The 23,201-nt window shown below is 70.0% G+C and carries 23 protein-coding genes, 1 tRNA gene and 2 pseudogenes; 16 read left to right on the forward strand and 10 right to left on the reverse strand.

Translation table 11 applies throughout. The features are described 5' to 3' along the window. Positions 1-33: 33 nt before the first annotated feature. From M6G65_RS26795 to M6G65_RS26810, 4 genes are all read left to right on the forward strand, one after another. Entirely contained in the window at positions 34-585 is a 552-nt protein-coding gene (locus M6G65_RS26795) for a GNAT family N-acetyltransferase (RefSeq protein ID WP_238199765.1), read from the forward strand. A 255-nt stretch (positions 586-840) separates the two neighbouring features. Beyond that, on the forward strand, positions 841-1,854 hold the full coding sequence (gene dgcN, locus M6G65_RS26800; protein WP_238199766.1) for an N-acetyltransferase DgcN: 1,014 nt from the start codon (positions 841-843) through the stop codon (positions 1,852-1,854). A gap of 1 nt (position 1,855) precedes the next feature. Next, positions 1,856-2,839, forward strand: coding sequence for an N-acetyl-D-Glu racemase DgcA (dgcA, locus tag M6G65_RS26805; protein WP_250103095.1), 984 nt, complete (start codon positions 1,856-1,858; stop codon positions 2,837-2,839). Between the two features lie 402 nt (positions 2,840-3,241). Then, a complete protein-coding gene (locus tag M6G65_RS26810) occupies positions 3,242-4,291 on the forward strand; it encodes a ketopantoate reductase family protein (protein WP_250103096.1) in 1,050 nt (349 codons plus the stop codon). Between the two features lie 148 nt (positions 4,292-4,439). Here M6G65_RS26810 and M6G65_RS26815 read toward each other — a convergent pair whose 3' ends face one another. Then, complete coding sequence (locus M6G65_RS26815) at positions 4,440-4,778, reverse strand: DUF1491 family protein (protein WP_250103097.1); 339 nt, start codon at positions 4,776-4,778, stop codon at positions 4,440-4,442. 323 nt (positions 4,779-5,101) lie between these two features. On the opposite strand from M6G65_RS26815, the gene M6G65_RS26820 reads away from it, so the two are divergent. The 3 genes from M6G65_RS26820 (at position 5,102) to M6G65_RS26830 (ending at position 8,081) form a co-directional block, all read left to right on the forward strand. Next, a complete protein-coding gene (locus M6G65_RS26820; protein ID WP_238199772.1) occupies positions 5,102-5,392 on the forward strand; it encodes a hypothetical protein in 291 nt (96 codons plus the stop codon). A gap of 430 nt (positions 5,393-5,822) precedes the next feature. Beyond that, positions 5,823-7,397: a sensor histidine kinase gene (locus M6G65_RS26825; RefSeq protein ID WP_250103098.1), complete on the forward strand. Its 1,575-nt coding sequence runs from the start codon at positions 5,823-5,825 to the stop codon at positions 7,395-7,397. Positions 7,398-7,511: 114 nt separating this feature from the next. Then, a complete protein-coding gene (locus M6G65_RS26830; RefSeq protein WP_238199775.1) occupies positions 7,512-8,081 on the forward strand; it encodes a fasciclin domain-containing protein in 570 nt (189 codons plus the stop codon). An 89-nt stretch (positions 8,082-8,170) separates the two neighbouring features. Here the strand turns inward: M6G65_RS26830 and M6G65_RS33805 are convergent, their stop codons facing one another. The 3 genes and pseudogenes from M6G65_RS33805 to M6G65_RS26845 all read right to left on the reverse strand — a co-directional run bounded on the left by M6G65_RS33805 (position 8,171) and on the right by M6G65_RS26845 (position 10,684). Then, entirely contained in the window at positions 8,171-8,296 is a 126-nt protein-coding gene (locus tag M6G65_RS33805; RefSeq protein ID WP_347710463.1) for a hypothetical protein, read from the reverse strand. A 564-nt stretch (positions 8,297-8,860) separates the two neighbouring features. After that, on the reverse strand, positions 8,861-9,412 hold the full coding sequence (locus M6G65_RS26840; RefSeq protein WP_238199777.1) for a sigma-70 family RNA polymerase sigma factor: 552 nt from the start codon (positions 9,410-9,412) through the stop codon (positions 8,861-8,863). A 448-nt stretch (positions 9,413-9,860) separates the two neighbouring features. Further along, positions 9,861-10,684: pseudogene (locus tag M6G65_RS26845) on the reverse strand (outer membrane protein). Positions 10,685-11,547: 863 nt separating this feature from the next. Here M6G65_RS26845 and M6G65_RS26850 point away from each other — a divergent pair. Next, positions 11,548-12,678: a DUF2336 domain-containing protein gene (locus M6G65_RS26850; RefSeq protein ID WP_238199779.1), complete on the forward strand. Its 1,131-nt coding sequence runs from the start codon at positions 11,548-11,550 to the stop codon at positions 12,676-12,678. A 10-nt stretch (positions 12,679-12,688) separates the two neighbouring features. Here the strand turns inward: M6G65_RS26850 and M6G65_RS26855 are convergent, their stop codons facing one another. After that, positions 12,689-12,994 (reverse strand): hypothetical protein, encoded by a 306-nt coding sequence (locus tag M6G65_RS26855; RefSeq protein WP_192711344.1) that lies wholly within the window; start codon positions 12,992-12,994, stop codon positions 12,689-12,691. Positions 12,995-13,248: 254 nt separating this feature from the next. Here M6G65_RS26855 and M6G65_RS26860 point away from each other — a divergent pair, with 254 nt between their 5' ends. Continuing rightward, on the forward strand, positions 13,249-15,138 hold the full coding sequence (locus tag M6G65_RS26860; protein WP_430929514.1) for a sensor histidine kinase: 1,890 nt from the start codon (positions 13,249-13,251) through the stop codon (positions 15,136-15,138). 27 nt (positions 15,139-15,165) lie between these two features. Next, positions 15,166-15,879 carry a peptidoglycan-binding domain-containing protein gene (locus M6G65_RS26865; RefSeq protein ID WP_238199781.1) on the forward strand — a complete coding sequence of 238 codons (714 nt, stop codon included), beginning with the start codon at positions 15,166-15,168 and terminating at the stop codon, positions 15,877-15,879. A 117-nt stretch (positions 15,880-15,996) separates the two neighbouring features. Here the strand turns inward: M6G65_RS26865 and M6G65_RS26870 are convergent, their stop codons facing one another. The 3 genes from M6G65_RS26870 to M6G65_RS26880 form a co-directional block, all read right to left on the reverse strand. Further along, positions 15,997-16,353 carry a hypothetical protein gene (locus M6G65_RS26870; protein WP_238199783.1) on the reverse strand — a complete coding sequence of 119 codons (357 nt, stop codon included), beginning with the start codon at positions 16,351-16,353 and terminating at the stop codon, positions 15,997-15,999. Between the two features lie 70 nt (positions 16,354-16,423). After that, a complete protein-coding gene (locus M6G65_RS26875) occupies positions 16,424-16,885 on the reverse strand; it encodes a GNAT family N-acetyltransferase (RefSeq protein WP_238199785.1) in 462 nt (153 codons plus the stop codon). Between the two features lie 60 nt (positions 16,886-16,945). Then, positions 16,946-17,473 (reverse strand): cupin domain-containing protein, encoded by a 528-nt coding sequence (locus M6G65_RS26880; RefSeq protein WP_238199787.1) that lies wholly within the window; start codon positions 17,471-17,473, stop codon positions 16,946-16,948. Positions 17,474-17,647: 174 nt separating this feature from the next. Here M6G65_RS26880 and M6G65_RS26885 point away from each other — a divergent pair, with 174 nt between their 5' ends. Next, positions 17,648-17,827: a hypothetical protein gene (locus M6G65_RS26885; RefSeq protein WP_238199788.1), complete on the forward strand. Its 180-nt coding sequence runs from the start codon at positions 17,648-17,650 to the stop codon at positions 17,825-17,827. Positions 17,828-17,901: 74 nt separating this feature from the next. Here the strand turns inward: M6G65_RS26885 and M6G65_RS26890 are convergent. Continuing rightward, a pseudogene (locus M6G65_RS26890) lies at positions 17,902-18,404 on the reverse strand (Ros/MucR family transcriptional regulator). A gap of 434 nt (positions 18,405-18,838) precedes the next feature. Between M6G65_RS26890 and M6G65_RS26895 the strand changes: the two are divergent. The 5 genes from M6G65_RS26895 (at position 18,839) to M6G65_RS26915 (ending at position 22,434) form a co-directional block, all read left to right on the forward strand. Next, complete coding sequence (locus M6G65_RS26895; RefSeq protein WP_238199790.1) at positions 18,839-19,252, forward strand: PaaI family thioesterase; 414 nt, start codon at positions 18,839-18,841, stop codon at positions 19,250-19,252. Positions 19,253-19,321: 69 nt separating this feature from the next. Continuing rightward, positions 19,322-20,254 carry an oxygen-dependent coproporphyrinogen oxidase gene (gene hemF, locus M6G65_RS26900; RefSeq protein WP_238199791.1) on the forward strand — a complete coding sequence of 311 codons (933 nt, stop codon included), beginning with the start codon at positions 19,322-19,324 and terminating at the stop codon, positions 20,252-20,254. Next, entirely contained in the window at positions 20,251-21,369 is a 1,119-nt protein-coding gene (locus M6G65_RS26905; protein WP_192711334.1) for an ATP-dependent DNA helicase, read from the forward strand. Before hemF ends, M6G65_RS26905 begins: the two co-directional genes overlap by 4 nt. An 81-nt stretch (positions 21,370-21,450) precedes the next feature. Further along, positions 21,451-21,538: transfer RNA gene (locus tag M6G65_RS26910), tRNA-Ser, on the forward strand. A gap of 134 nt (positions 21,539-21,672) precedes the next feature. Next, positions 21,673-22,434: a DUF6538 domain-containing protein gene (locus M6G65_RS26915; protein WP_250103100.1), complete on the forward strand. Its 762-nt coding sequence runs from the start codon at positions 21,673-21,675 to the stop codon at positions 22,432-22,434. A 35-nt stretch (positions 22,435-22,469) separates the two neighbouring features. On the opposite strand, the gene istB is transcribed toward M6G65_RS26915, so the two are convergent. Further along, positions 22,470-23,201 (reverse strand): IS21-like element helper ATPase IstB, encoded by a 732-nt coding sequence (istB, locus tag M6G65_RS26920; protein WP_250104292.1) that lies wholly within the window; start codon positions 23,199-23,201, stop codon positions 22,470-22,472.

Below are 23,201 nucleotides of genomic sequence, written 5' to 3' on the forward strand. Positions count from 1 at the left end.
CTCCCGCATGCCGGCCCCGGGGAGGGCATTGTCATGATCGAGATCCGCGCGGAGCACCTTCACGACGTCCCGGCGCGCGAGCGCCTGCTCGACGCGTGCTTCCCCGGCAACCGACGCGGCAAGACTTCGGAGCGCCTGCGCGAGGGACGCCTGCCGGCGCGCGGCCTCGCCTTCGCGGCGACCCGCGCCGGGCGGCTGGTCGGCACCCTGCGGCTGTGGCACGTCGAGGCCGGCCTCGCCCGCCCGGCGCTGCTGCTCGGTCCTCTGGCGGTCGATCCGGCGATCCAGGGCCAGGGGCTGGGCTCGGTGATGATGCAGGCCGCCCTCGGCCGGGCCGAATCGCTCGGCCACGGCGCCGTGCTGCTGGTCGGCGACGCGCCCTATTACGCCCGCTTCGGCTTCGATCGGGTGCTCGCGGAGGGCCTGACCCTGCCGGGGCCGTTCGAGCGGGAGCGCTTCCTCGGGCTTGAGCTGCGCGCGGGTGCCCTGGCGGGCGCCGCGGGGCTGGTCCGGGCGACCGGCGTGCTCGCACCGGTCGAGGCCGTGGCGAACGAGGCCCAGGTCGCGCGACGACGCGCGGCCTGAGCGGGGGTATCACGGGTCGCCGGGTTGAGGCGGCGGCTCGTCTTTGCGAGCGCAGCGAAGCAACCCAGGGCAGCGCGTGATCCCTTACCGTAGCGAATCCCTGGGTCGCTTCGCTGTGCGCGATGATGGAGTGCAAGCCTGGCATGTCGGGGCTGCGGCCGCGTCCACCGTCCTGGCCGCTCTCATGCATTGCGCCGGGCGCCCGCGATCCCGCATAGAACGGTCCGCCGGCCTCCGGAGAAGGTTGCTCGACCGATGCAGATCGCCACGCCCTACCTGATGTTCCTGGGCGACGTGCCCGACACGCTGGCGGCCAAGACCGCCTACGGGATCAAGGATTGGCGCCCCGAATGGTGCGTCGGCCAGATGCGCCTGCCGGGCTGCGCCGCCGATCTCGGCATCCCCGACATGACCCTGCCCGAGGCCCTGGCGAAGGGCTGTCGCACTCTGGTGATCGGCGTCGTCAATGCCGGCGGCGTGCTGCCGGACCACTGGGTCAAGGAGATCGTGGCGGCGATCGAGGCCGGCCTCGACGTGGCGAGCGGCCTGCACGTCAAGCTCGGCGCGGTCCCCGCCATCGCCGAGGCCGCCGCGCGGCGCGGGCGCCAGCTCCACGACGTGCGCCACACCGACGAGCGCTTCCCCACCGGCAAGGGCACTAAGCGGGCGGGGCGGCGCCTGCTCACCGTCGGCACCGATTGCTCGGTCGGCAAGAAGTACACCGTGCTGGCCCTGGAGCGCGGCATGCGCGCGCGCGGCCTCGATGCCGATTTCTGCGCCACCGGCCAGACCGGCGTGTTCATCTCCGGCCGTGGCGTCGCCATCGACGCCGTGGTGGCGGACTTCATCTCCGGCGCCGTCGAGACGATCTCGCCCGACGCCGCCCCGAACCACTGGGACCTGATCGAGGGCCAGGGCTCGCTCTACCACCCGTCCTTCGCCGGTGTGAGCCTCGGCCTGCTGCACGGCGCCCAGGCCGACGCCTTCGTCGTCTGCCACGAGCCGACCCGCACCAATATGCGCGGCGTCAAGCATCCGCTGCCGACGATCCAGCAGGTCATCGACCTCACCGTGCAGCTCGGCAGCTTGACCAACCCGGCGATCAAGCCGGTGGGCATTGCGGTGAACACGCAGGCGCTTGCCGAGGGCGAGGCTCGGGCGCTCCTGGACAAGCTCGGGGCCGAGCACAGCTTGCCCGCCACCGACCCGGTGCGCTTCGGTGTCGACGGGCTGGTCGACCGGATCGTCGCCGACTTCCCGGAGGCCTGACATGGCCCGTCGCCTGACTCTCGCCGTCGAGCGCTTTCCCATCGCGGGCGCGTTCACGATCTCCCGCGGCAGCCGCACGGAGATCGCCGTGGTAGTAGCCACCATTACGGACGGCGATACGGTCGGGCGCGGCGAATGCGTGCCCTATCCGCGCTACGGCGAGAGCGTCGAGAGCGTCAGCGCCCTGATCGCGGGGCAGGCGGAGGCGATCGCGGCCGGGATCGGCCGGGAGGAGCTGATGGCGCGGATGAAGGCCGGCGCCGCGCGCAACGCCCTCGACTGCGCGCTGTTCGACCTCGAGGCCAAGCGCCAGGGTCGTCCCGCCTGGTCCATCGCCGGGCTCCCCGAGCCCCGGCCCGCGATCACCGCCTACACGCTGAGCCTCGGCACGCCGGAGGGCATGGCGGAGGCCGCCCGCAAGGCCGCCCACCGGCCGCTGCTGAAGGTCAAGCTCGGTGGGGACGGGGATCCGGAGCGCATCGCCGCCGTGCGGGCCGGCGCGCCGGAGTCCCGGCTGATCGTCGACGCCAACGAGGCGTGGCGGCCCGAGAACGTGGAGGCCAACCTCGAGGCCTGCCTGAAGGCGGGCGTCGCGCTGATCGAGCAGCCGCTGCCGGCCGACGCCGATGTCCTGCTCGCCGAGATCGCCCATCCGGTGCCGGTCTGCGCCGACGAGAGCCTGCACGACCGCGCCGGCCTCGATGCGCTCGCCGGGCGCTACGACGCGATCAACATCAAGCTCGACAAGACCGGCGGCCTGACCGAGGCGGTGCTGCTCGCCCGGGAGGCGAAGGCGCGGGGGCTCTCGATCATGGTCGGCTGCATGCTGGGCACGTCGCTTGGCATGGCGCCGGCGGCGTTGCTGGCGAACGACGCGGATTTCGCCGATCTCGATGGGCCGCTGCTGCTGGCCCGCGACCGCGACCCGCCGCTGCACTACGACGGCAGCCTGATGTACCCGCCCACGCCGGAGCTGTGGGGATAGCGTGTACGACGGGCGCGTATCGCCACCCGCAGCGCGGATCTCGTCGTCCCACGTGCCGCATCGTCATTCCGGGGCGCCGAAGACGAGCCCGGAATCCAGAGCCACCCACGGTGCAAGATCCTGGCACGCCAGCGCGGCTGGATTGCGGGTTCCGCTGCGCGGCTCTGAAAGACAGGGCGCGACGACCTCACCCTGTGGAGAGGCCAGCCGAAGAGGATAGGGATCGCCCCACCTGTCACCGGCGGGGCATCACAACGGGTTTGGGATTAGGTATACCAGAAGGCTTGCGTTCCGCCCGCCCGGCTGCCATCCATCGGCGGTGCGATGGGGGCGTGGCGCGGACGCGCTGTTCCCAGCAGCCAGACAACACAACAGCAGTCTTCAATGCTGGGGAGGAACGACGTGGCCAGAAACATCCTGATCCTGGGGGCCTCCTACGGCTCGCTCCTGGGGACCAAGCTCCTGATGGCCGGTCACAACGTGACCCTGGTGTGCCGCCGGAAGACCGCCGACCTGATCAACCGCGAGGGGACCGAGGTCCGCATCAAGCTCCGCGACGAGAAGGAGCACCGCGCGATCCACTCGCGCGACCTGCCCGGCAAGGTCGACGCCATGCCGCCGGAAGAGGTCGACGTGTCGCGCTACGATCTCGTTGGCCTCGCCATGCAGGAGCCGCAGTACAACAACCACACGATCCGCGTCCTCATGATCAAGATCGCGGCGGCGAAGCTGCCGTGCCTGTCGATCATGAACATGCCGCCGCTGCCCTACCTCAAGCGGATCCCGGGGCTCGCCGCCATGGATCTTGAGGACGCCTACACCAATGCCGGCGTCTGGGACCGGTTCGAGCCGGGGCTGGTGTCGCTGTGCTCGCCGGATCCGCAGGCCTTCCGTCCGCCCGAAGAGGAGGCGAACGTCCTCCATGTCGGGCTGCCGACCAACTTCAAGGCCGCAACCTTCGCCGATGAGGCGCATAACCGCCTGCTCCGGGAACTGGAGGCCGATATCGACGCCGTGCGCCTCGACGGGCAGGACGTCCCGGTGAAGCTCAAGGTGTTCGACTCGCTGTTCGTTCCGCTGGCCAAGTGGTCGATGCTGCTGACCGGCAACTACCGCTGCATCACGCCCGGCGAGCCGCAATCGATCCACGACGCTGTCCACGGCGATCTGGCGCGCTCGCGGGCGATCTACGAGCATGTCGACGGGATCGCCCGGAAGCTCGGCGCCGATCCGGCCGACCAGGTGCCGTTCGAGAAGTACGCCAAGGCAGCCGAGAGCCTGCTGAAGCCGTCCTCGGCCGCGCGGGCCGTGGCGAACGGTGCGCCCTACATCGAGCGCGTCGACCTGCTGGTGAAGCTGATCGCGCACCAGCTCGGCGAGCCGAATGCCGAGATCGACCGCACGGTCGAGACCGTCGATCGCAAGCTCGGCGAGCGCATCATCGAGGGCTGACGGGCGCGCTGGGCGCGACGCCGCGCGGCGTCGCGCCACTTTCGCCGTCCTCACAAGCGTCGCGAAGTGACCCGGAGCCGCGCGCCATCGATCGGCGCGGCACTTCTGGATTGCGTCGCGCCACTCGCAAGGACGGATCTGCGATCCGTCATTCCGCCAGATCCAGGAAATGCCGCCCCTGGCGGTCGCCGATCTCGATGATCCAGAGATCGGAATCGAACCGAATCTCCTTGGTCAGGCGCTCCTCCACGTCGAGCGGGCTGCCGCCGACGACCATTGCGGCGAAGCGCCGGTCGCCGCTCTCCTCGGCCTCGAACAGGGCCTGCGGCGCCGGTCCGTAGAGGTCGGCGCTGCCGTCGAGGCGATCGACCTTCACGAAGATCGCGCCGGCTTCCGCGGCACCGCGCCGGCGCAGAACGGCCGGGATGCCCGCGACGTCGAGCCGCCGCAGATGGGCCGAAACCCAGAAATCGGAGCGCAGGCGCATGCGTCTGTAGCCCTGTGAAAATCGGCTCGCCGCAGGATGGGCAGCCCGATGCGGCGGTCGGATCCTGAACCCTGCGGATCCAGGGGAGTGCTGCCTTCGCCATGCGTGAAAGCGCCGGCTCGAGCAACCTCGGCCGCGCGACGCGGCCCGACCGGGCTGTAACGGTTCGGCGCCTGGAATATTCCAGCGCATATTTTTGTATTTTTCAGGATTAAAAAAGAATTGAACGATGTGTGAATGCGCACATCTATAGTATTGTTTGATGATTATCTGAGCAAAGGGCGCCTGAATTCGCATTTTACGATGAAAGAAGGAGCACTCCGATGTGGAGAACGATTTCGCTCGCGACGCTGATCGTCGCCGGCCTGTGCGGTGTTGCGCCCTCGGCTCACGCCCGTTCGGAGACGCTCATGGATCTGCTCGGTAACCGCGACTCTGCGTCCTGCCCGCGCTACCAGCGGACGCCGCAGGATGCCTGCAACATCGTCGTGCATCGGCCGGGCGGGAATCCCACGCAGGACATGACCGGTTCGATCGGCCACGCGAAGTCCTGGCAGGCCAATGGCGGCCCGCGCTGCAAGACGATCTGCCGATTTACCGGCACACAATACTAGAGCCGCACGCTCTCACGTTGAACCGATGCCCACTTTGGCGAAGGGCGCCGTAACGGCCCGCATCTGATGCTGGGACTTCCGCCCGCGATGTCTGCAGAGGATGGCCCTAACCTTGACCCTGGGGATCGGAAGCGGGGGTTCCGCTTCCGATCCCGAAACCCGGAGCCTTTCTGGGCCGAGACGGTCCGAACGCATCTCGGTGAGATCCTGCCCGACGGGCGGAGCCCAGAGCCGCTGCGCACCGGAGCCTGCGGCTTCGTGCTCCCCACGCCGGTCGGCCATCCGGCGGCGATTCGATGACACGGCCTCCGGAAGCCGCTAGGACTGACCAAGCCGAGCCCCGTCCCCTGTCCATGATCCACCCCCCGAAAGCTCCATCAGGCCGGACACATCCGAGCCTGAACGCCTCGCCGAGCTGGACGCGTTCGCCGTGCTCGACACGGCGCCCGAGGAGGGTTTCGGCGATGCGGTGCAGATTGCCCGGCTGATCTGTCAGACCCCGGTGGCCCTCGTCAGCCTGGTCGCGGCCAAGCGCCAGTGGTTCAAGGCGCGGGTCGGCTTTCCGCCCTGCGAGACCGATCTCGACCGGTCCGTTTGCGTCTACGCGCTGAGCGAACCGGATCTGCTGATCATCCCCGACCTCACCGCAGATCCGCGCACCCGCAACAATCCGCTGGTGACGGGCGAGCCCCATATCCGCTTCTATGCCGGAGCACCGCTGCGCACACCCAGCGGCCGTGTGCTCGGCAGCCTGTGCGTCATCGATCACCAGCCCCGGCCGGACGGGCTGACGGAGGCGCAGCAGGACGCGCTGCGGCGACTGGCGCGGCAGGTGATGATCCTGCTGCGCGAGCGCCGCCAGCTCGCCAAGATGCGGGCCTCGGAGGTGCTGGCCCGTGCCGCCACGACCCGGCGTCTCGCGCTGATCGAATTGGGCGATCAGCTGCGCGACCTCTCCACGATCGACGCGATGACCGCCAAGGCGGCCGAGATCGTCGGTCGGACCCTGAACGCCAGCCGCGCCGGCTATGGTGAGCTGGATGGCACCGGCCAGGTCATCACCATTCCGGACGATTGGGCCTTACCCGGCGAGGTTAGTCTGATCGGCCGTCATCGCTTCGCCGATTACGGCACGGTCGGACCCGGGATCGAGCGCGGCGACACCCTCGTGGTCACGAATGTCGAGACCGACACCCGCACCGCGGGCCACGCCAAGCCGTTCACGGCCATCAACGTTTTCGCCATGCTCAACGTGCCGGTGCGCGAGCGGGGACGCACGGTCGGCGTGTTCTTCGTGCACAGTCCCACGGTGCGGGAATGGCGGCCGGAGGAAGTCGCGTTCGCCCGCAACGTGGCCGACCGGGTGCAGGTCGGCATCGCCCGCCTGCGGGCCGAGGAGCAGCAGGCGACCCTCAACCACGAGATCAGCCACCGCATGAAGAACACGCTGGCGATGGTGCAGGCCATCGCCACGCAGACCATGCGCAACGCTGTGGATCTTGATGCGGCCCGCAGCGCTCTCGCGGCCCGGCTGATCGCCCTGGGCAAGGCTCACGACCTGTTGCTGAGCGGCACGCGCGAAAGCGCCAGCATCGGCGCCATCCTGCGGGGGACGCTGGCGATCCACGACGACGCACAGGCCAATCGCCTGCGGCTGGACGGACCTCCGGTGCAGGTCGGCGCCCGGGCCGCGCTGTCGCTGGCGCTGATCGTCCACGAACTGGCGATCAATGCGGCCAAGTACGGGGCGCTGTCGGTTGCCGGAGGCCGCGTCCGCGTCGGGTGGACGATCGACTCGACAGGACCGGAGCCGATCGTGCGCCTGTGCTGGAGCGAGCACGACGGTCCGCCCGTGACGCCGCCCACCAGCCGGGGGTTCGGCAGCCGCCTGATCGAGCGCGGCCTCGCCGGGGCGTTCGGCGGCGAGGCGAACCTCAGCTACAAACCCGAGGGCGTGGTGTGCGCGCTGACCGCCCCGCTGGCCGCGATCGAGGCGGACGAATAGGCCGCCGGGGTTGCCGTCCCATCCGTTTGCCTCAACGCGGCGAAACTTTCTTTCCGACGGCTCCGTAAGGGCGCGCGCTGCCCCGCTCAGAGGGGTCGGACGGAAGGAAACACGATGCTTGCCAGGAACACGCGCCGCCGCACCGCCAAGGCGCTCGCTCTGACCCTCGCGCTCGGCCTCGGGGCGAGCGGCGCAGCCTATGCCAAGAACCCGATGGTCGGCGGCGCGCCCATGTACGCCCAGAAGACCATTGTCGAGAACGCGGTCAATTCGAAGGATCACACCACCCTGGTTGCCGCCGTGAAAGCTGCCGGCTTGGTCGACACGCTGAACGGTCCGGGGCCGTTCACGGTGTTCGCACCGACCAACGCCGCCTTCGCCAAGCTGCCGCCGGGGACCGTCGAGAGCCTCGTGCAGCCGCAGAACAAGGCGACGCTGACGAAGATCCTGACCTACCACGTCGTCCCGGGCGTCTACACGGCTCAGGACCTGATGGCGCTCGCCAAGAAGGGCGGCGGACAGGGGACGCTCACCACTGTCGCCGGCGAGCCGCTTGCCGTCGAAGTGCAGGGCAAGAAAGTTTACGTGACCGACGTGAAGGGCAACACCGCCACCGTGACCATCCCGAACGTGATGCAGTCGAACGGCGTCATCCACGTCGTCAACGCCGTGCTGATGCCCTGATTGGCCCAAGCGGATCGGTGCCCGTAGCTCCGGCGAGGCTGCGGGCGCCGATCCCGCCCAGGACGAGCCGGCGGCGCGCCGACATCGTGTCAGTCCGCGAGAAGCTTGCCGGTATAGACCACAGGGCCGGTGGGCTGGCCGGTCGGCGAACCGCCGGGCGGCTCTACCGAGACGGCGAGCACCCCATCCGGTGCGGTCCCCGTCGGCAGCCTCACCGCTCTGTCCGGTACCGACGAGGCCGAGCGGCCTCGGCCCCTGCGCGCCGACGTACCAGAGCTCCAGGCTGCGATCCGCGGGTGCCTCGGCGTTGACGGGTCTCACCTGCGCGATGCCGGTGCCGAGGTCCACACGGACGATCAGCGCCGGCACCGTGCCGCCGCCCTGCACCACGGCGAGGTAGCGGCCGCCGGACGGCGTCAGCGACGGCCCCACCACGACGAACAGGGCAAGCCCGGCGGCCAGCAACCCGGCTCCGCCGGCGGCGATCCGCCACCGCCGGAGCTGAGCGCGAAGAGCCGCGATCTGACCGGCGTCTGCGTGGCCCGATCGCGGCAACGCCCGCAACAACGCGGCGCGCACACGCGGCGGCGGCGTCTCGGCGGGGACCACCTCGGCCAGGGGACCGAGGCGCTGTTCCCAGGCCCGGATCCGCGCCCGTGCGGCCGGATCGCCGGCGGCTGCGCGCTCCACGGCTTCGCGTTCCTGGGCGTCGAGCGTTCCCAGCACGTACTCCGCCGCGCGCAGGTCGGGATCGTCGGGGTCTGGTCCGCCCGGTCCGGTCACGACACGACCTCCAGGCAGGTCTTCAAAGCGGCCAGCGCGCGATGCAGCCAGGTCTTGATGGTATTGACGGGGCAGTCGAACCGGCGGGCCAGTTCCTCACGCGAGCGCCCCTCGCAATACGCCAGCACCACGCAATCCCTGTGGCGCGGATCAAGCCGGCCGAGGCAAGCTGCGAGGGCATCGCGGTTCTGGAACGCGACCGCCTCGTCATGCGGGTCGATCAGCCGTGCCACCCAATCCTCGCCGCTCTCCAGTTCCGGCCCCTGAACCTCGACTTTCCGGCGCACGCTGTCGATGGAGCGGTTGCGTGCGATCGCGATCAGCCAGGGCATCGGCGGGCCGGCGTCCGGCCTGTAGGTGCCGGCCGCCTGCCAGATCCGCATGTAGACGTCCTGGAGCACGTCCTCGGCCAGGGCCCGGTCGCGCTGGATACGCAGGATCAGCCCGTAAAGTTTCGGGCTCGTGAGATCGTAGAGTTCGGCAAGCTGGTCCGCCTCACCTCGGCCGATCCCAGCAAGCAGCCGGCGCAGCGTGGCGTCGTCGGCCAAGATGGCTCCCCGCAAAACCTTGAGGCGTCCTGTGTCGGGCGCCCTCCCCAACGCTGCTTTAGCCCACTTTTCGTGACTGGAAAGATACCGGGGCAGCGACCGGAGATCCGGCGCCGCGTCCGACCCCGGGCACAATCGGCGGCGTCAGGGATGAAGATGTGAGGTCCCGGCTCGGCGGCCCGATCTTCGTTGTGCCCATTCAACCGGGCCAGCCGCCTGTTGGATGTGTTCTCGATCGGTATGAGACAGCCAGACGCAAAGAAGCACCCTGGTCGCTCGCGCGTCCAGGGTGTCATCGACCTCGCCGACACTGTGGTGCCGCTTGGGCCGCGAAGGTCAAATCAAGTTGCCACAATCCCCGCGGCTGAAGCGTGACGAGGAGGATCAGTTCCTCGCCCGGAGGCCGCGGGCACCTTGGCACGGAGGCCGGGTTCAGCTGCGCGTCTTGCTAGTACGACCCGAACTTGAAGTTCAGGCCGGCGCGCGCGATGCCGCCTTCGGTGCGGAACCGGGAGATGTAGCCGATACCCGGGCCGCCGACGGAGCCGACGAGCAGATTGTGGCTTCCGAGATCGTAGCGCAGGTATTCGGCCTTGAGAGTCACCGCGCTGGAGCGGAAGAAGTTCAGGACGGAGTCGGTCGGCAGCGCGTACTCGATGCCGCCGCCGTAGGCGTATCCGGTGTCCAGCCGCGACCGGCTGCCGAAGTAGGTCAGCGGCGCGCCGGTCTGGAATCCGACGCGCTGGGTCACGTCGCCGTAGGCGAAGCCGCCGGTGCCGTACACGAAGACGCGGTCGAAGGCGTAGCCGACGCGCCCGCGCACGGTCCCGAGGAAGCTGAGATCCGTCCGATAGGTGTTGGTCAGGACGTTGGGATTGAATGCCGGACGGAAGATCGACTGCACGCCGGTGCGCTGGAGATCCATGTACTGGGCGTCGGCCTCGACGCCGAGGACGATGCCGGATCCGGGCGTGAATTGATAATTGTAACCCACCTGCCACCGGCGGTGAAGCCGTCCTGCGGCAGGCGGACCGCCGGGCTGCGGAGCAGGTTGTTCACGTTGTTCTGCAGGGTGCCGATGCCGACGGTCCGGATCGTGTCCGACTCGGTGTAGGCGTAGCCGGCGTTGACGCCGAAATAGGCGCCGCTCCACGTGAACACCGGCACGGGCGTGAAGACCGGCGGCGGGGCCGCGCGACGCGGCAGGTCGGCGGCTGAGGCGGTGGCCGTCATGGCGGCGAACGTGGCCAACACGGCCAGAGACGTCTTCATCTGCAAGTGGCTCCCCGAATACTGATCGGCAGCAAGCTACCCATAAATGTCCGGGCACGATGTCTCTGCAAAGTCACATCGGAATCCAAAAACTGGTGTTTGCAATCGAGTGGGGGGGGTAAATTCCGGGAAAGTCACACTTCGACCTGCGACAACATGTCTGGACACTGGTAAAATAAGACATACGGATCGGAATGTGCTTTAATCCCGGTGCGCCCGGGATTTTTGCAGACCGCTCGACCCGCTCCCCTGATCGCTGGGGCGGATCCGATCGGCCTGTGGGGGTACCGGCCATTCGGATCACGACGAGGGCACGCCGCCTACCAGCCCGACAGGCCGCGCAACCGTCAGCACGGTGGAGTCGCGGTCAGCCCGGACGGCGAGGGGCTCGTCGGCCCCGATCCATCGCCATGACGGCTCGCGCTGTTCCCGATCACGGTGGGGTGCACGACGGCCGGATACGGGACGTGGCGTGGGGTCGGGTCATCCCACCCGCACCTCAGGACGAGGGGAGGGATGGGAGATGGGGCGGTCGTCGCGGCGCGCGACATGGTTCGCGACGGTGCCGGTCGACGCGCCGTGCTGGCCGTGACCGGGCCCGGACGCTGCCAACCGGGCCGTGACGGGGTCCGCGTCCGGGACCGGCGCGGCCGTCTCTCCCGGCCAGGATAGCGCTCTGCCGAGACAGGCCGTGCCGGAACCGAAGACCGGAGCCTACAAGCCCCGATCGCTCCCGCCCCCGCCGCCGAGGCTGCACCGCTTTGATGCAGGACGGCACGGGTCCGCGCGGAGCGGCTTAAAGGTCGATTCACGTCGATGCGGTTAGCGTGGCCTTACTGCAGTCCTGCGTAAACCGATCCTCCATGCCCCCATCCGTCGATGCTCCGCCGGACCTGTCCGGGCTCCTCGAACTGTCCCGCATCGAGAATCTCGATCTCAAGCCGGTGATCCTCCGGGTGCAGACCGACCTGTTCGTCCGGGCACCGGGCCGGGACCGGACGGAGGTCGAGATCTTCGAGTCCCTGGCCTGCGGCCTGATCCCCACGGTGGATGAGGAGACCGCCCGTGTGGTCGCGGGCAAGCTCGCCCCTTGCCCCGAGACGCCCCCGGCGGTGCTGGAGGCCCTGGCGCTCCGGGGCGGCGGCGCCCGCGACGCGGTGGTGGAACTGGCCCCGACCTTGAGCCATCGCCTGATCGAGGCGGCCCTCGCGGATGGGTCGGACCTCGCCGCTCGCATCGCGGCCCGGGCCGGCCTGAACCGCGAGGTCGTGGACGAGCTCTCCCGGGAGGGCCGCCCGGAGATCGACCGGGCCCTGGCCGCCAATCTCGGCATCACCCTGCGCGGGGCGACGCTCGCCCGGCTCGTGGGCCGCGGCCGCGGCGATCCCGACCTGGCCAAGCTGCTCCTGGTGCGCCCCGACGTCTCGGCTGCCGACCTCGTGCCCCTCTACCTGCATGCCGACCCGATCCGCCGCGACGTGATCGGCCGGACGGTCGAGGCGACCGCGGCCCTGCGTCCCTGCCCGCCGCCGCCCCGCGGCCTGGGCGAGGACCTGACCCGGCTCTCGGGCGCCCAGGACGTGCCCGCCTTCATGGCCGCCCTGGCGGACGGGCTCGGCCTACCCCGCGACTTCCTCACCGTGGTCGCCGATCCGGGGGCTCGCTACGATCTCCTGACCCTCGGCCTGCGCGCCGCCGGCCTACACGAGGAAGAGGCGGTCTACATCTTCCTCACCCTGAACCAGGGCGTGGCGCGCTCGGCGGAACGGGTGGCCGCCCTCGTCCGGCTGTTCCGGACCGTCAGCCGACCGGCGTCCCGGGACCTCGTCGCGGCGATCCTCGACCGGCCGTTCACCGAGCGCGGGCGGAGCGAGGCACACCAGCCGCTGCACGGTCCCGAAGCCAAGCTGCGCCAGGGTGCCGAGCGCACCGCCGCGCCGCGCACGCCGCTGCCGATCCGCGTGCGCTCGGCGAGCGGCGGCGAGACGGGCTGACGGGCCGTCCTCAGCGGGGCTCGATACCCCGCCAGGCCGGCTGCCGGTCGGCCGCCTCCAGGGTGTCGGTCGAAGCCGGCGGCTCCGCGGCGCGGCGGCTCAGCTCGGCCATCAGGCCGCGGGCTAGCACGGCGCGGACCGCGCGCTCGCGGGTCTCGGACGGCACCGCGTCGAGCGCTGCCGGAAGCACGGCCTGGGCGCTCGGCAAGGCGCCCGCGGCCTTGCGGGCCTCGGCGGCCGGATCGGCGCCGTTGCGCAGCAGCGCCAAGTACGAGAGCACGCCGATCACCAGCGCGGCGCGCAGCAGGACGGTCATGGGTCGACTCCTCCGCTCGGTGTCGAGCGCGAGATTTCGACAGGTTTCGTGAACCGGCCCTCAACCGGCTCGGGCTTTCCCGCGCGATGGTGAACAAATCTTGCCGCAGAGCGGCTGGTTACCTTGCGGAAAGCATCCTGTTCATTCGGATATCTCCCGCAACACTCGTTTAAGCCGGCTCTGCGACCGTCCGGAAGTCGTTCGAAGTCGAACCGGAGGCGCGACGGATGCGCAAAACGTATCCAACGCGACGCGTGCCAGCCTTGCCCATTCAGAAAGTCCTGACTTCCTTGATCGGCGACCGCCTCGCGGGTCTCGTCCACGAATCCGTGGCCGACAACGCGGCCGCCCAGTCCCGCCACCAGCGTTTCCTGGTGTCGCGCCTCGCCACCGGCGCCGTGATGATGGCCGGGCTGCCGCCCTACCTGCTCTGGCGCGGCGTGCCCTCGGGCATCGAGGTGCTGGCGATCGCGAGCCTGCTGCTGCCGGTTCTGGCCGCCGTGCTGCTCGCCCGCACGGGATCCCTTTGGCTGGCGCACGCCGTCTCCTCGGCGGGCCTGACCGGCATCGTGGTCGCCCTGGCGAGCGTCACCGGCGGTGTCGCTTCGCCGGCCTCGGTCTGGCTCGTGGCGATCCCCCTCGAGGCGCTGGTCTCCGGCTCCCTGCGCGCGACCGCCGCGGCGGCCGTGATGGCGATCCTCGGCGTTCTGGCAGTGGTGGGCCTCGGCGCCTGGACCGATACCCTGCCGGTCATGGACATCTCGGCGAGCCTCGCCCTGCCGGCCTTCGCCATCACGGCGATCGGCCACGTCGCCGCCCAGGCCCTGGAGCACATGCGCAACGAGGGCGCGTGGCGCGACCGCCTGCGCGACAACGAGGCGCGCGACCGGCTGCTGCTCTCGGCGATCGACGATCTCGTGACCTGGCACGACCGCAACGGCCGCGTGCTGGAGGCCTCGGTCTCGGCGACGCGGCTCCTCGGCAGCGAGCCGGCGCGGCTGCGCGGCCACGGATTGCTGGAGCGGGTTCACGTGGCCGACCGGCCGGCCTTCCTCAAGGCCGTCAGCGATGTCGCCGCCACCGGGCGCCCCGCGACCTTGCCGCTGCGGCTGCATGTCGAGGCGCAGGCCGACCGGCCCGACGGCGCGCGCCTGATCCATGCCGAGATGCGCGCCCATCGGATCGAGAACGGGTCCCACGACACCGCCATGGCGGTGGTGGCGGTAACCCGCGACATGACCGAGCATCATCGCCACGCCGAGGAGCTGGAGCGTGCCCGCGCCGAGGCCGAGCGGGCGGACGCGATCAAGGGGCGCTTCCTCGCCAACGTCACCCATGAGCTGCGCACGCCGCTCAACGCGATCATCGGCTTCTCCGAGGTCCTGGCGGGCGAAGGCGCCGTCAGCCTCAGCCCGGACCAGGCGCGGGAATATGCCGGGATCATCGGCGCCTCGGGCCATCATCTGCTCGGCGTCGTCAACACGCTCCTCGACATGAGCCGGATTCAGAGCGGCAACTTCGATTACGCGCCCGAGAGCTTCGACATCGCAGCGCTGCTCCAGGGCTGCTGCGACCTGATGCGCCTCAAGGCCGAAGCGGCCGGCGTCACGCTCGCGGTCTCGGCGGCGGGGCCGGTGGAGATCACCGCCGATCCCGGCGCGTGCCGACAGATTCTGATCAATCTCCTGTCGAACGCCGTGAAGTTCACCCCGCGGGGCGGCCGGGTCGAGCTGTCCCTGCGCCGCCGCGCGGACAGCCTGGAGATCGTCGTGGCCGATACCGGCGCCGGGATCGGCGCGGACGACCTGCCCAAGCTCGGCACCCCGTTCTTCCAGGCGGGTGGCGGCGACTACAAGCGCCAGCACGAGGGAACCGGACTCGGCCTCTCGGTGGTTCAGGGCCTGGTCGGCCTGCACGGCGGCGCGCTGCTCATCGAGAGCGCTCCGCAGGTCGGCACCGCCGTGACCGTGACGCTGCCCCTCGTGTGCCGACCGCTGGCCGCACCCGGCCCCGCCCCGGTCCGCACGTCCGTCCGGGGCGCTGCGCCGTCCCGCCGCGTGGTGCGCCTGCCCCTCGGCCTGTTCGACGCGGAGCCCGGTCCCGCCGCGGCGCCCGCCGGCCCGGCCCTGCGCCGCACCGCTTGAGCCCAAGGTCCCCCGGAAGGAGATAGGATGTCAGGCTACCGCGAGATCGCCATCCCGGGTGAAGTCGGCCGCGCCCGCCGCCCCGCCCCGCGCCGGGCCGCCGCCCAGGGCGACTGGCGCGCCGTTCTCATGGGGGCGCTGAAGGCGGCGGGTACGACCTGCCGGACCAGCCCCGGCACCGTGCTGGGCAGCCTCGTGGCCGTGGGCGCGGCGGCCTTCGTCTGCGTCAACGCCCTCGGCTATCAGGCCGGGCGCCATCCCGCGCCGATCCTGCCCAAGCTGGCCCAGAAGGCGCCGCCGCGTGAGGCGGCCCCGGCCGCGAAGGAGCCCGTCCGGGACGTCGCGCGGGATCCGGTCCGCCCCGAGCCCGACCGGGCGGCCACGGCGATTCCGGCCAAGCCAGCGAGCCGGGACGCGATCGGCGAGCTGATCCATGCGGACGAGACCACGGCCTCGGTGACCCCGAAAGGATCGCCGCCGCGCGCCGCCGCTAAGCCAGCGTCCAAGGAAGCCCCGAAGGAGGCGTCGAAGACGGCCAAGTCCGAGAAGGAGACGGATCCGGTCCTGCGGGCCCAGAAGGCGCTGTCGAAGCTCGGCTATCCGATCAAGGCCGACGGCGCGATGGGCCCGGGCACGCGGGCCGCGATCGAGAAGTTCGAGCGCAGCGCCAAGCTGCCGATCACCGGCGAGGTTTCGGGCCGGACCCTGCGCGAGCTGGTCACCCGGGCCGGCGCCGTATAGCCCGCCGGGGCCTCGGTGTGGGCCCACAGGATCAGGCCGTGAAGGCGACGATCGCCACGCCGGTTCCAGCGATTAGGATCGCCGCGCGCGTCGCGCTGCGGTGCTGCGATCGCGGCCTCAATGCGTCAGCCAGAGCCCGACGCCGAGCGCCACCGCGGCCAGCACGATGAAGCCGGCATAGGCCGGAAGGACCCAGGGCTGCCGCTGGTGCACGTAGCCTTTGGCGGCCTTCTCGGAGGGCGCCCGCTCGTTCCGCCGTGCGAGCCGGACCTCCTGCGAGGTCGGGGGTGTGCCGCCGGCCTCCTCGCAGGTCCCGAGCGGGGCGGCGCCGACATCCATGTGCGGGGTCTTGTCGGCCGTGCGGCCGCTGTCGATGTCACCCTTGAGCTGGGCAGTGGTCGGCGCGTCCGAATCCGGCGGCGGATCGACGGGCAGGTTCGCGGGTGGCGGTGGGGTCTCGGATCGCAGCGTCATCGGCGGGGCTCCAGCGTGTCTCCGTCAACGCCCGGAACCGTCGTCGGCTGCGGTCAGGATGTCGCGGGCCTCAGGCGTCGCCGGATCCGCGCTTCAGCAACGGACGCGCGAGGGTTCGACCCTCCTCGGTGAAGCCGGCGGCGGCGCAGAAGGCGCGCAGGTCGTCCTGGGTCGGGCCGACGGTGAGCAGCAGCCGGTCGCAGCCGGCCTGCCGTGCCGCGCGCCCGGCCGCCTTCAGCAGGATCCGGCCGATGCCATTGCGCCGGGACTCGGCGGCGACCACGAGGGTGGTGATGAGGCCGGACGGCCGCGGCGCGTCGAGCGTGCGGACCGGCGCGAGCGCCACGAGGCCGCTCGGCGGCCCCCACTCGACGGCGACGAGGGCGGTGCCGCCGTTGCGTTGCAGGTCGTCGAGCCGGATCGCGAGATCGGCTGCCCCAACCGCGACGCCCGCCTCGCCCAGCAGGGCTGCGAGGCCCGCGGCGTCGGGGCCCGTCGCCGCGCGGATCTCCAGCCCGTAGCGATTGCCCAAATCCCGCTCCCGATCGAAAAGCTCCGGCCGTTCAACGCGGGACCGGATGATCGGTCACCCTCAGACCCGGCGCCAGCCCGGCTGCGACGGGTCGACCAGCCTGTAATTGACCGGTGCCATGCCGCAGATGGCGATGACCGCAGGCTCGGTGCCGTCGCGGACGACGCCGTCATAATGCGGCGTTCCCGCAACCCGGCGGACGAAGCTTCCCGCCTTCACGGGCACGCAGGCGGCCGGATCGAAATCCGCCCCGCTGTTGCACCACCACGTGCCGGCCAGGACCATGCAGAACCGAGCCGTGGTGTAAGTGTGCGGCGCGCTCATGTAGCCCGGCCACCAGCGGATCAAGGTATAGTAGAGACCGCTGCCGTTGATGTCGCCCGTGAGAGTGCAGCGGTCGACGCTGCGCTCGGGATAGCCCTTCGACGGCACCCACGGGAGGTCGTCGGGCGCGCGGATGATGGTCTGCTCCGGATTGAGCGGGCTGGCCTCGGCGCCGGCGGCCAGGAGCAAGGGTAACGTTCCGATGAGCGAGGCCGCGAGCAGGTCGCGCCGGCTCGTCTCCACCCGGGTTTGCGTGTCCGTCATCGTGCGTTCCATCCCTGCTGCCGACGGCGTTCCCGGCGGCATCCCATCAGGCAATGGGGATGTTTCGCGTTTTTCTCTCCGGGCGCGCGAAACCGCGCCGCTCCTGACACAGCCCGGAACGCGCCGGGCGCGTGGGGCATTGCTCTGCAGCCGCGGGGTCGGGGGGAGCGCAGCATGGCGGGGCGGGTACCGGATCGATCTCCGGACGGACAGGGCGACGCGCAGGCGTCGGAGACGGCACAACCGGATCGCCGGTCCGAGGACCGGAGCGAGCGCGACGGGGTCGAGCGCGAGAAGGCCGAGACGGAGATCGCCGCCGGGGACGTGGCCGACGACCTCGCGGATTTCGCCTGACGGGAACGGCACGCGGGCCGCGTGCCGTTCGAGATCCGTAGAGCCGGCTCGCGATGGAGAGCCGGCGCTTGGCGTCAGGCCGTTTCCTTGGCCTTGCGCGGACGGCTCGCGCGCTTCGGCTTCTCGGCAACCGGCTCGACGGGCTCCTCTGCCGGCGCGGCGGATTTGCGGCGCTGCTGGCCGAGGCCGAGGCTGCGCGCGAGTTCCGAGCGCTGGGCGGAATAGCTGGCGGCCGTCGACGGGTAGTCCCGCGGCAGCCCGAAGCGCTCGCGATACTGCTCGATCGTCAGACCGTTGCGCGACAGATGGCGCTTGAGCGTCTTGTACGGCTTTCCGTCGATGAAGGAGATCAGCGCATCCGGGGTCACCGACTTGCGGATCTGGGCCGGCGTCGGCTTGTCGGCCGTCTCGGTGACGGTCGCCGCGGGGGCGGACAGCTTCGTCAGAGCCGCGTGGACACCGGCGAGAAGACCGGCAGCTCGCTGATCGGAACGGAGTTGTTCGAGACATAGGCCGATACGATGTCCGATGCCTGCTCGATAAAGGTCTGCTGCTGTTCAGTGGCGTTGTCGTCCATCGATGATTCCCTCTATCTGACGGTGGTCCTACGGTTCTATCGTCTTTGCAACAAAATCAAGTCGTCGCCGAGCATTTCCCTGCACAAGGCTCAGGTCGTGAACACGCATATTATTCAAGCCGACGGTGGAGCTGAAATCGTAGCCTGAGAAATCCAGGCCCCAGCTGGCACACTTGCACGCGCTGGCGCCTCTCGACGCCTCCCCCTCTGGCTGGCATCGAACCCCGGCAGGTGCCTTCGTCTGCAAACAGCGTTTCCCGTCTGACAAGAAGCGCGAAGTCTCCGGCGATGTCCTGCGGGACGCGTCCCTCTGCATGCGCGGCCGCCGCCAAGTCTCGCGGAGACGGCTCGGACAATGTCGCGGGCGACGCGTGGGCAAGTGTGCGGGCCTGGGCCATAACGGGTCCCCCAGGGAGAGATCCGGAGCCATCGGCGTGAACCAGCAATCGGAGCCCGACACCGTCTTCGGCGCCCACATCCCCTTCGTGCGGTTCTGCGGGATCGAGGCGCTCGATGTGCGGGACGGCCGGACGCGGCTGCGTCTGGCGCTCCGGCCGGAGCATGCCAACAATCTCGGCATCGCCCATGGCGGCGTGATCTGCACCCTGTTGGACGTCGCCCTCGGCACCGCAGCCCGTCTGCGGGCCGGCCGGCCCGTGGTCACCCTCGATATGCAGACCCGCTTCCTCGCCCCGGGCCGCGACGTCCTGCTCGCGGAAGGCCGCGTCACCCGGGCGGGCCGCTCCGTGATCTTCTGCGAGGCCGAGATCCGCGATGCGGCCGGCGAGCTGGTGGCCAGCGCCACCGGTCTGCTGAAGCCAGTGGGCGAGCCGCCGACGGCGCGTTAGCGGCCTGCGCGCCGGCATCCGGCGGGAAGCGAATTGACGCCGGCGCGGCGCAGTGGGAAAGCCTCGTCCATGACGATGCCGGACGACGCGCGCGCAGCCCTGGCTGCGCCTCCCTCCGAGGCCGATGTCACGGCCATGAAATCCGAGGCCGCCGCGTGGTTCGAAAGCCTGCGCGACCGGATCCTGGCGGCTTTCGAGGCCCTCGAGGCGGAGGCGGCGGGCCCGTTCCATCCGGACGCGCCGGAGAGCCCCGGTGTCTTCGAGAAGACCCCGTGGAACCGGACCGACCATACCGGACGGCCGGGCGGCGGCGGCGTCATGGCGATGCTGCGGGGCCGCGTGTTCGAGAAGGCGGGCGTGCACATCTCCACGGTGCACGGCGAGTTCGCGCCGGAATTCCGCGCGCAGATGCCCGGCGCGGCCGAGGACCCGCGCTTCTTCGCCACCGGCATCTCGCTGATCGCCCATCCGTGGAACCCGCACGTGCCGACGGTGCACATGAACACCCGGTTCGTCGCGACGACGCGGGCGTGGTTCGGCGGCGGCGCCGATCTCACCCCGGTCCTGGAGCGGCGCCGCAACCAGGACGATCCGGACAGCCGCCACTTCCACGCCTGCCTGGAGCGCGCCTGCGCGGCCCACGGCATCGATCACGCCCGCTACAAGGCGTGGTGCGACGAGTATTTCCACCTCAAGCATCGGAACGAGCCGCGCGGCATCGGCGGAATCTTCTACGATTATCTCTGGAGCGGGAATCCGCAGGCCGACCTCGCCTATACCCGCGACGTGGGCCGCGCCTTCCTGGAGGCCTACCCGAGGATCGTGCGCGACAATCTCGGCACGCCCTGGACCGAGACGGACCGTCACGAGCAGCAGGTGCGGCGCGGTCGCTACGTCGAGTTCAACCTGCTCTACGACCGGGGCACGATCTTCGGCCTGAAGACCGGCGGCAACGTCGCGTCGATCCTGTCCTCGATGCCGCCGACCGTGCGCTGGCCGTGAGCGCGGGCCTGCCGGCTGCCTACGCCCCGCAGCAGGATGCGGCGCTGAAGGCGATCGCCGCGTGGCGGCGGGACGGCGGGTCCCAGGTGTTCCGCCTGTTCGGCTATGCCGGCACCGGCAAGACCACGCTCGCCCGCCGCATCGCTGAGGATGTCGACGGCACAGTGGTCTACGGCGCCTTCACCGGCAAGGCCGCCTCGGTGATGCGCCAGAAGGGCTGCTACGACGCCGCCACGATCCACTCGCTGATCTACCGCACCAAGGAGGCGGAGGAGGGCGGGCCGACCTTCACGCTGAACCGCTCGGGCCCGGCCGCCAAGGCGGACCTGATCATCATCGACGAGTGCTCGATGGTCGATTCCGACCTCGGCAACGACCTGCTGTCGTTCGAGCGGCCGGTTCTGGTTCTGGGCGACCCGGCGCAGCTGCCGCCGGTGCGCGGCGGCGGCTTCTTCACCGAGGCGGAGCCCGACGTGATGCTCACCGAGGTCCACCGGCAGGCCAAGGACGACCCGATCGTCCGCATGGCGATGACCATCCGCGAGGGCGGGCGGCTGGAGCTCGGCAGCTACGGGCAGAGCCGCGTGGTGTCGCGCCGCGCCCTCGATCCGGCCGAGGTGCTCGAATGCGACCAGGTGCTGGTCGGACTCAACAAGACGCGCCGCCTCTACAACGCCCGGCTCCGGGAGCTCGCCGGCCACACCGATCCGATGCCGGCCATCGGCGAGAAGCTGGTCTGCCTGCGCAACGATCGGGTGAAGGGTCTGCTCAACGGCTCGACCTGGACCGTGCAGGCCCTGCGCGCGCCGCCGCGGCCTGACCTGATCCGCCTCGATGTGGTGCCAGAGGACGACCCGGCGCTCCGCCGGAAGCCCACCGACATCAAGGTGCTGCGCGCGATGATCTCCGGCACGGACGAGGAGATCCCGCTGTTCCTGCGCCGGGAGACCGACGAGTTCACCTACGGCTACGCGCTGACGGTGCACAAGGCTCAGGGGTCGCAGTGGGATCGGGTGACGCTGTTCGACGAATCCTACGCGTTTCGCGAGCACCGGGCGCGCTGGCTCTACACGGGCCTGACCCGGGCGGCGCAGGCGATCACCGTGGTGGTCTGATCCCTCACCGCCGCGCTTTAGATCGCTTGTGAAGCCCGATCCCGCGTGCTAGGCACCGCCCGTCTCATCGAGGCACCTTGCGGAGAGGTGGCAGAGCGGTTGAATGCACCGCACTCGAAATGCGGCATGCCTGCAAGGGCATCGGGGGTTCGAATCCCCCCCTCCGCCACTCCTTCCCTAAGCCCTTGATCCGGAAGAAAGTTAAGGCATCTCAGATGCTTGCGGCCGTCGCGGTGGTACACAAAGGTGGTACACACCATGCCGCTACCATTCGCCCGCCCGTGGCGCCATCCGAAGACAGGCATGTACTGGTTCCGACGCCGGGTGCCGAAGGAACTGCAGCCTCTGCTCGGAAGGTGCGAGGAGCGTAGGACGCTCGGAACGAAGGAGCCGGCTCTCGCCAGGACGCGGTACCTTCGAGCCGCCGTCGAGATCGACGAGCGGTGGGAGCTTCTGAGGCGATTGGCGGCAGCCGTCGCGCCGCCGGAAGGTGCGCCCGGAGGCGGAACGGAGGTTCCTTCCGATCGGCATCGGTCCGATACCCGTCCCTTCGGAAACGACTCCGGTCGGGTCGCGTCCGCGCCCTCGAGCATCGCATCCGTTCCGTCGGCGCCGACGGGATCCGTTCCTTGGCGTCCGACCTTCGAGGCCTACGCGGCCGAGGCGAAGCTCGCGCCGTCCACCATCAAGCGCTGGGCGGGCGTCCTGACCGCGCTTGAGGAAGCCATCGGCACCGACGATCTCGCTCTGGTCACTCGTGGAGACCTCATCGCCTGGAAGCGCGATCTGCTCGCCTCCGGCCGAGAACCTCGTACCGTCCGCGATGCCCACATCGCCGCGACGAAGGCCCTCATGAACTGGGCGGTGGCGAACGGCCATCTCGAAACGAATCCAGCTTCAGGCATCGTCGTCGCGGTGCCGGATAAGCCCCTCCTTCGCGACCGGGATTTCACCGACGGCGAGGCGAACAGGATTCTGTGCGTGTCAAAAAGCGTTGGAACGGGACCCCGGATCGGCGTGCAATTGGGACCCCTTCGCAAGCTGGGTACGGCGCGGCTGAACTGATCCGACGTCCAGCTTTGGCGTCGTAGGCGCTGGCCTCAGGCGCGGTTCTTGAAGCGCCAGCTCTCATTGCCGGTCTCGGCGATCTCACAGTGATGGGTGAGCCGGTCGAGCAGCGCCGTGGTCATTTTGGCGTCGCCAGCGAACACGCTCGGCCACTCGCCGAAGGCAAGATTGGTGGTCACCACGATCGAGGTGGTCTCGTAGAGCTTGCTGATCAGATGGAACAGCAACTGGCCGCCTGACTGCGCAAACGGCAGGTAGCCGAGTTCGTCCAGCACCACAAAGTCGAGCCGCATGAGATGGTCGGCGATGCGGCCCTGCCGGCCGGCACGCACCTCGGCTTCGAGCCGGTTGACGAGGTCGACCACGTTGTAGAACCGGCCGCGCTTCCCGTCCCGGATACACGCTCGCACGATGGCGATGGCCAGGTGCGTCTTGCCGGTGCCGGTGCCGCCGACCAGCACGACGTTGCGCTGATGGGCCAGGAACTCGCCGCCAGCGAGGTCGCGCACCAGCCCCTCGTTGATCGGCGTGTCGGCGAAGGCGAACTCGGCGATGTCCTTGGCCAGGGGCAGCTTGGCGATCGTCATCTGGTAGCGGATCGAGCGCGCCTGCTTCTCGCTGATCTCGGCCTGGAGCAGGTCGCCGACGACCTGTTGAGGCTCGTGGGTGCGCTTGAGCGCGACCTTGATGATCTCGTCGTAGGCCGCCTTCATCCCGAACAGCTTCAGCTCGCCCATGGTGGCGAGGATGTCCTGACGTTCCAT

The sequence above is a fragment of the Methylobacterium tardum genome (assembly GCF_023546765.1).
Lineage (GTDB): Bacteria > Pseudomonadota > Alphaproteobacteria > Rhizobiales > Beijerinckiaceae > Methylobacterium > Methylobacterium tardum.

Excerpts from the sequence above, each read along its gene's own strand:
- M6G65_RS26795 (WP_238199765.1), top strand. The coding sequence starts at position 34 with ATGATCGAGATCCGCGCGGAGCACCTTCACGACGTCCCGGCGCGCGAG.
- dgcN (WP_238199766.1), top strand. The coding sequence starts at position 841 with ATGCAGATCGCCACGCCCTACCTGATGTTCCTGGGCGACGTGCCCGAC.
- dgcA (WP_250103095.1), top strand. The coding sequence starts at position 1,856 with ATGGCCCGTCGCCTGACTCTCGCCGTCGAGCGCTTTCCCATCGCGGGC.
- M6G65_RS26815 (WP_250103097.1), bottom strand. The coding sequence starts at position 4,778 with ATGCGCCTGCGCTCCGATTTCTGGGTTTCGGCCCATCTGCGGCGGCTC.
- M6G65_RS26820 (WP_238199772.1), top strand. The coding sequence starts at position 5,102 with ATGTGGAGAACGATTTCGCTCGCGACGCTGATCGTCGCCGGCCTGTGC.
- M6G65_RS26830 (WP_238199775.1), top strand. The coding sequence starts at position 7,512 with ATGCTTGCCAGGAACACGCGCCGCCGCACCGCCAAGGCGCTCGCTCTG.
- M6G65_RS26850 (WP_238199779.1), top strand. The coding sequence starts at position 11,548 with ATGCCCCCATCCGTCGATGCTCCGCCGGACCTGTCCGGGCTCCTCGAA.
- M6G65_RS26855 (WP_192711344.1), bottom strand. The coding sequence starts at position 12,994 with ATGACCGTCCTGCTGCGCGCCGCGCTGGTGATCGGCGTGCTCTCGTAC.
- M6G65_RS26865 (WP_238199781.1), top strand. The coding sequence starts at position 15,166 with ATGTCAGGCTACCGCGAGATCGCCATCCCGGGTGAAGTCGGCCGCGCC.
- M6G65_RS26870 (WP_238199783.1), bottom strand. The coding sequence starts at position 16,353 with ATGACGCTGCGATCCGAGACCCCACCGCCACCCGCGAACCTGCCCGTC.
- M6G65_RS26880 (WP_238199787.1), bottom strand. The coding sequence starts at position 17,473 with ATGACGGACACGCAAACCCGGGTGGAGACGAGCCGGCGCGACCTGCTC.
- M6G65_RS26885 (WP_238199788.1), top strand. The coding sequence starts at position 17,648 with ATGGCGGGGCGGGTACCGGATCGATCTCCGGACGGACAGGGCGACGCG.
- hemF (WP_238199791.1), top strand. The coding sequence starts at position 19,322 with ATGACGATGCCGGACGACGCGCGCGCAGCCCTGGCTGCGCCTCCCTCC.
- M6G65_RS26915 (WP_250103100.1), top strand. The coding sequence starts at position 21,673 with ATGTACTGGTTCCGACGCCGGGTGCCGAAGGAACTGCAGCCTCTGCTC.
- istB (WP_250104292.1), bottom strand. The coding sequence starts at position 23,201 with ATGGAACGTCAGGACATCCTCGCCACCATGGGCGAGCTGAAGCTGTTC.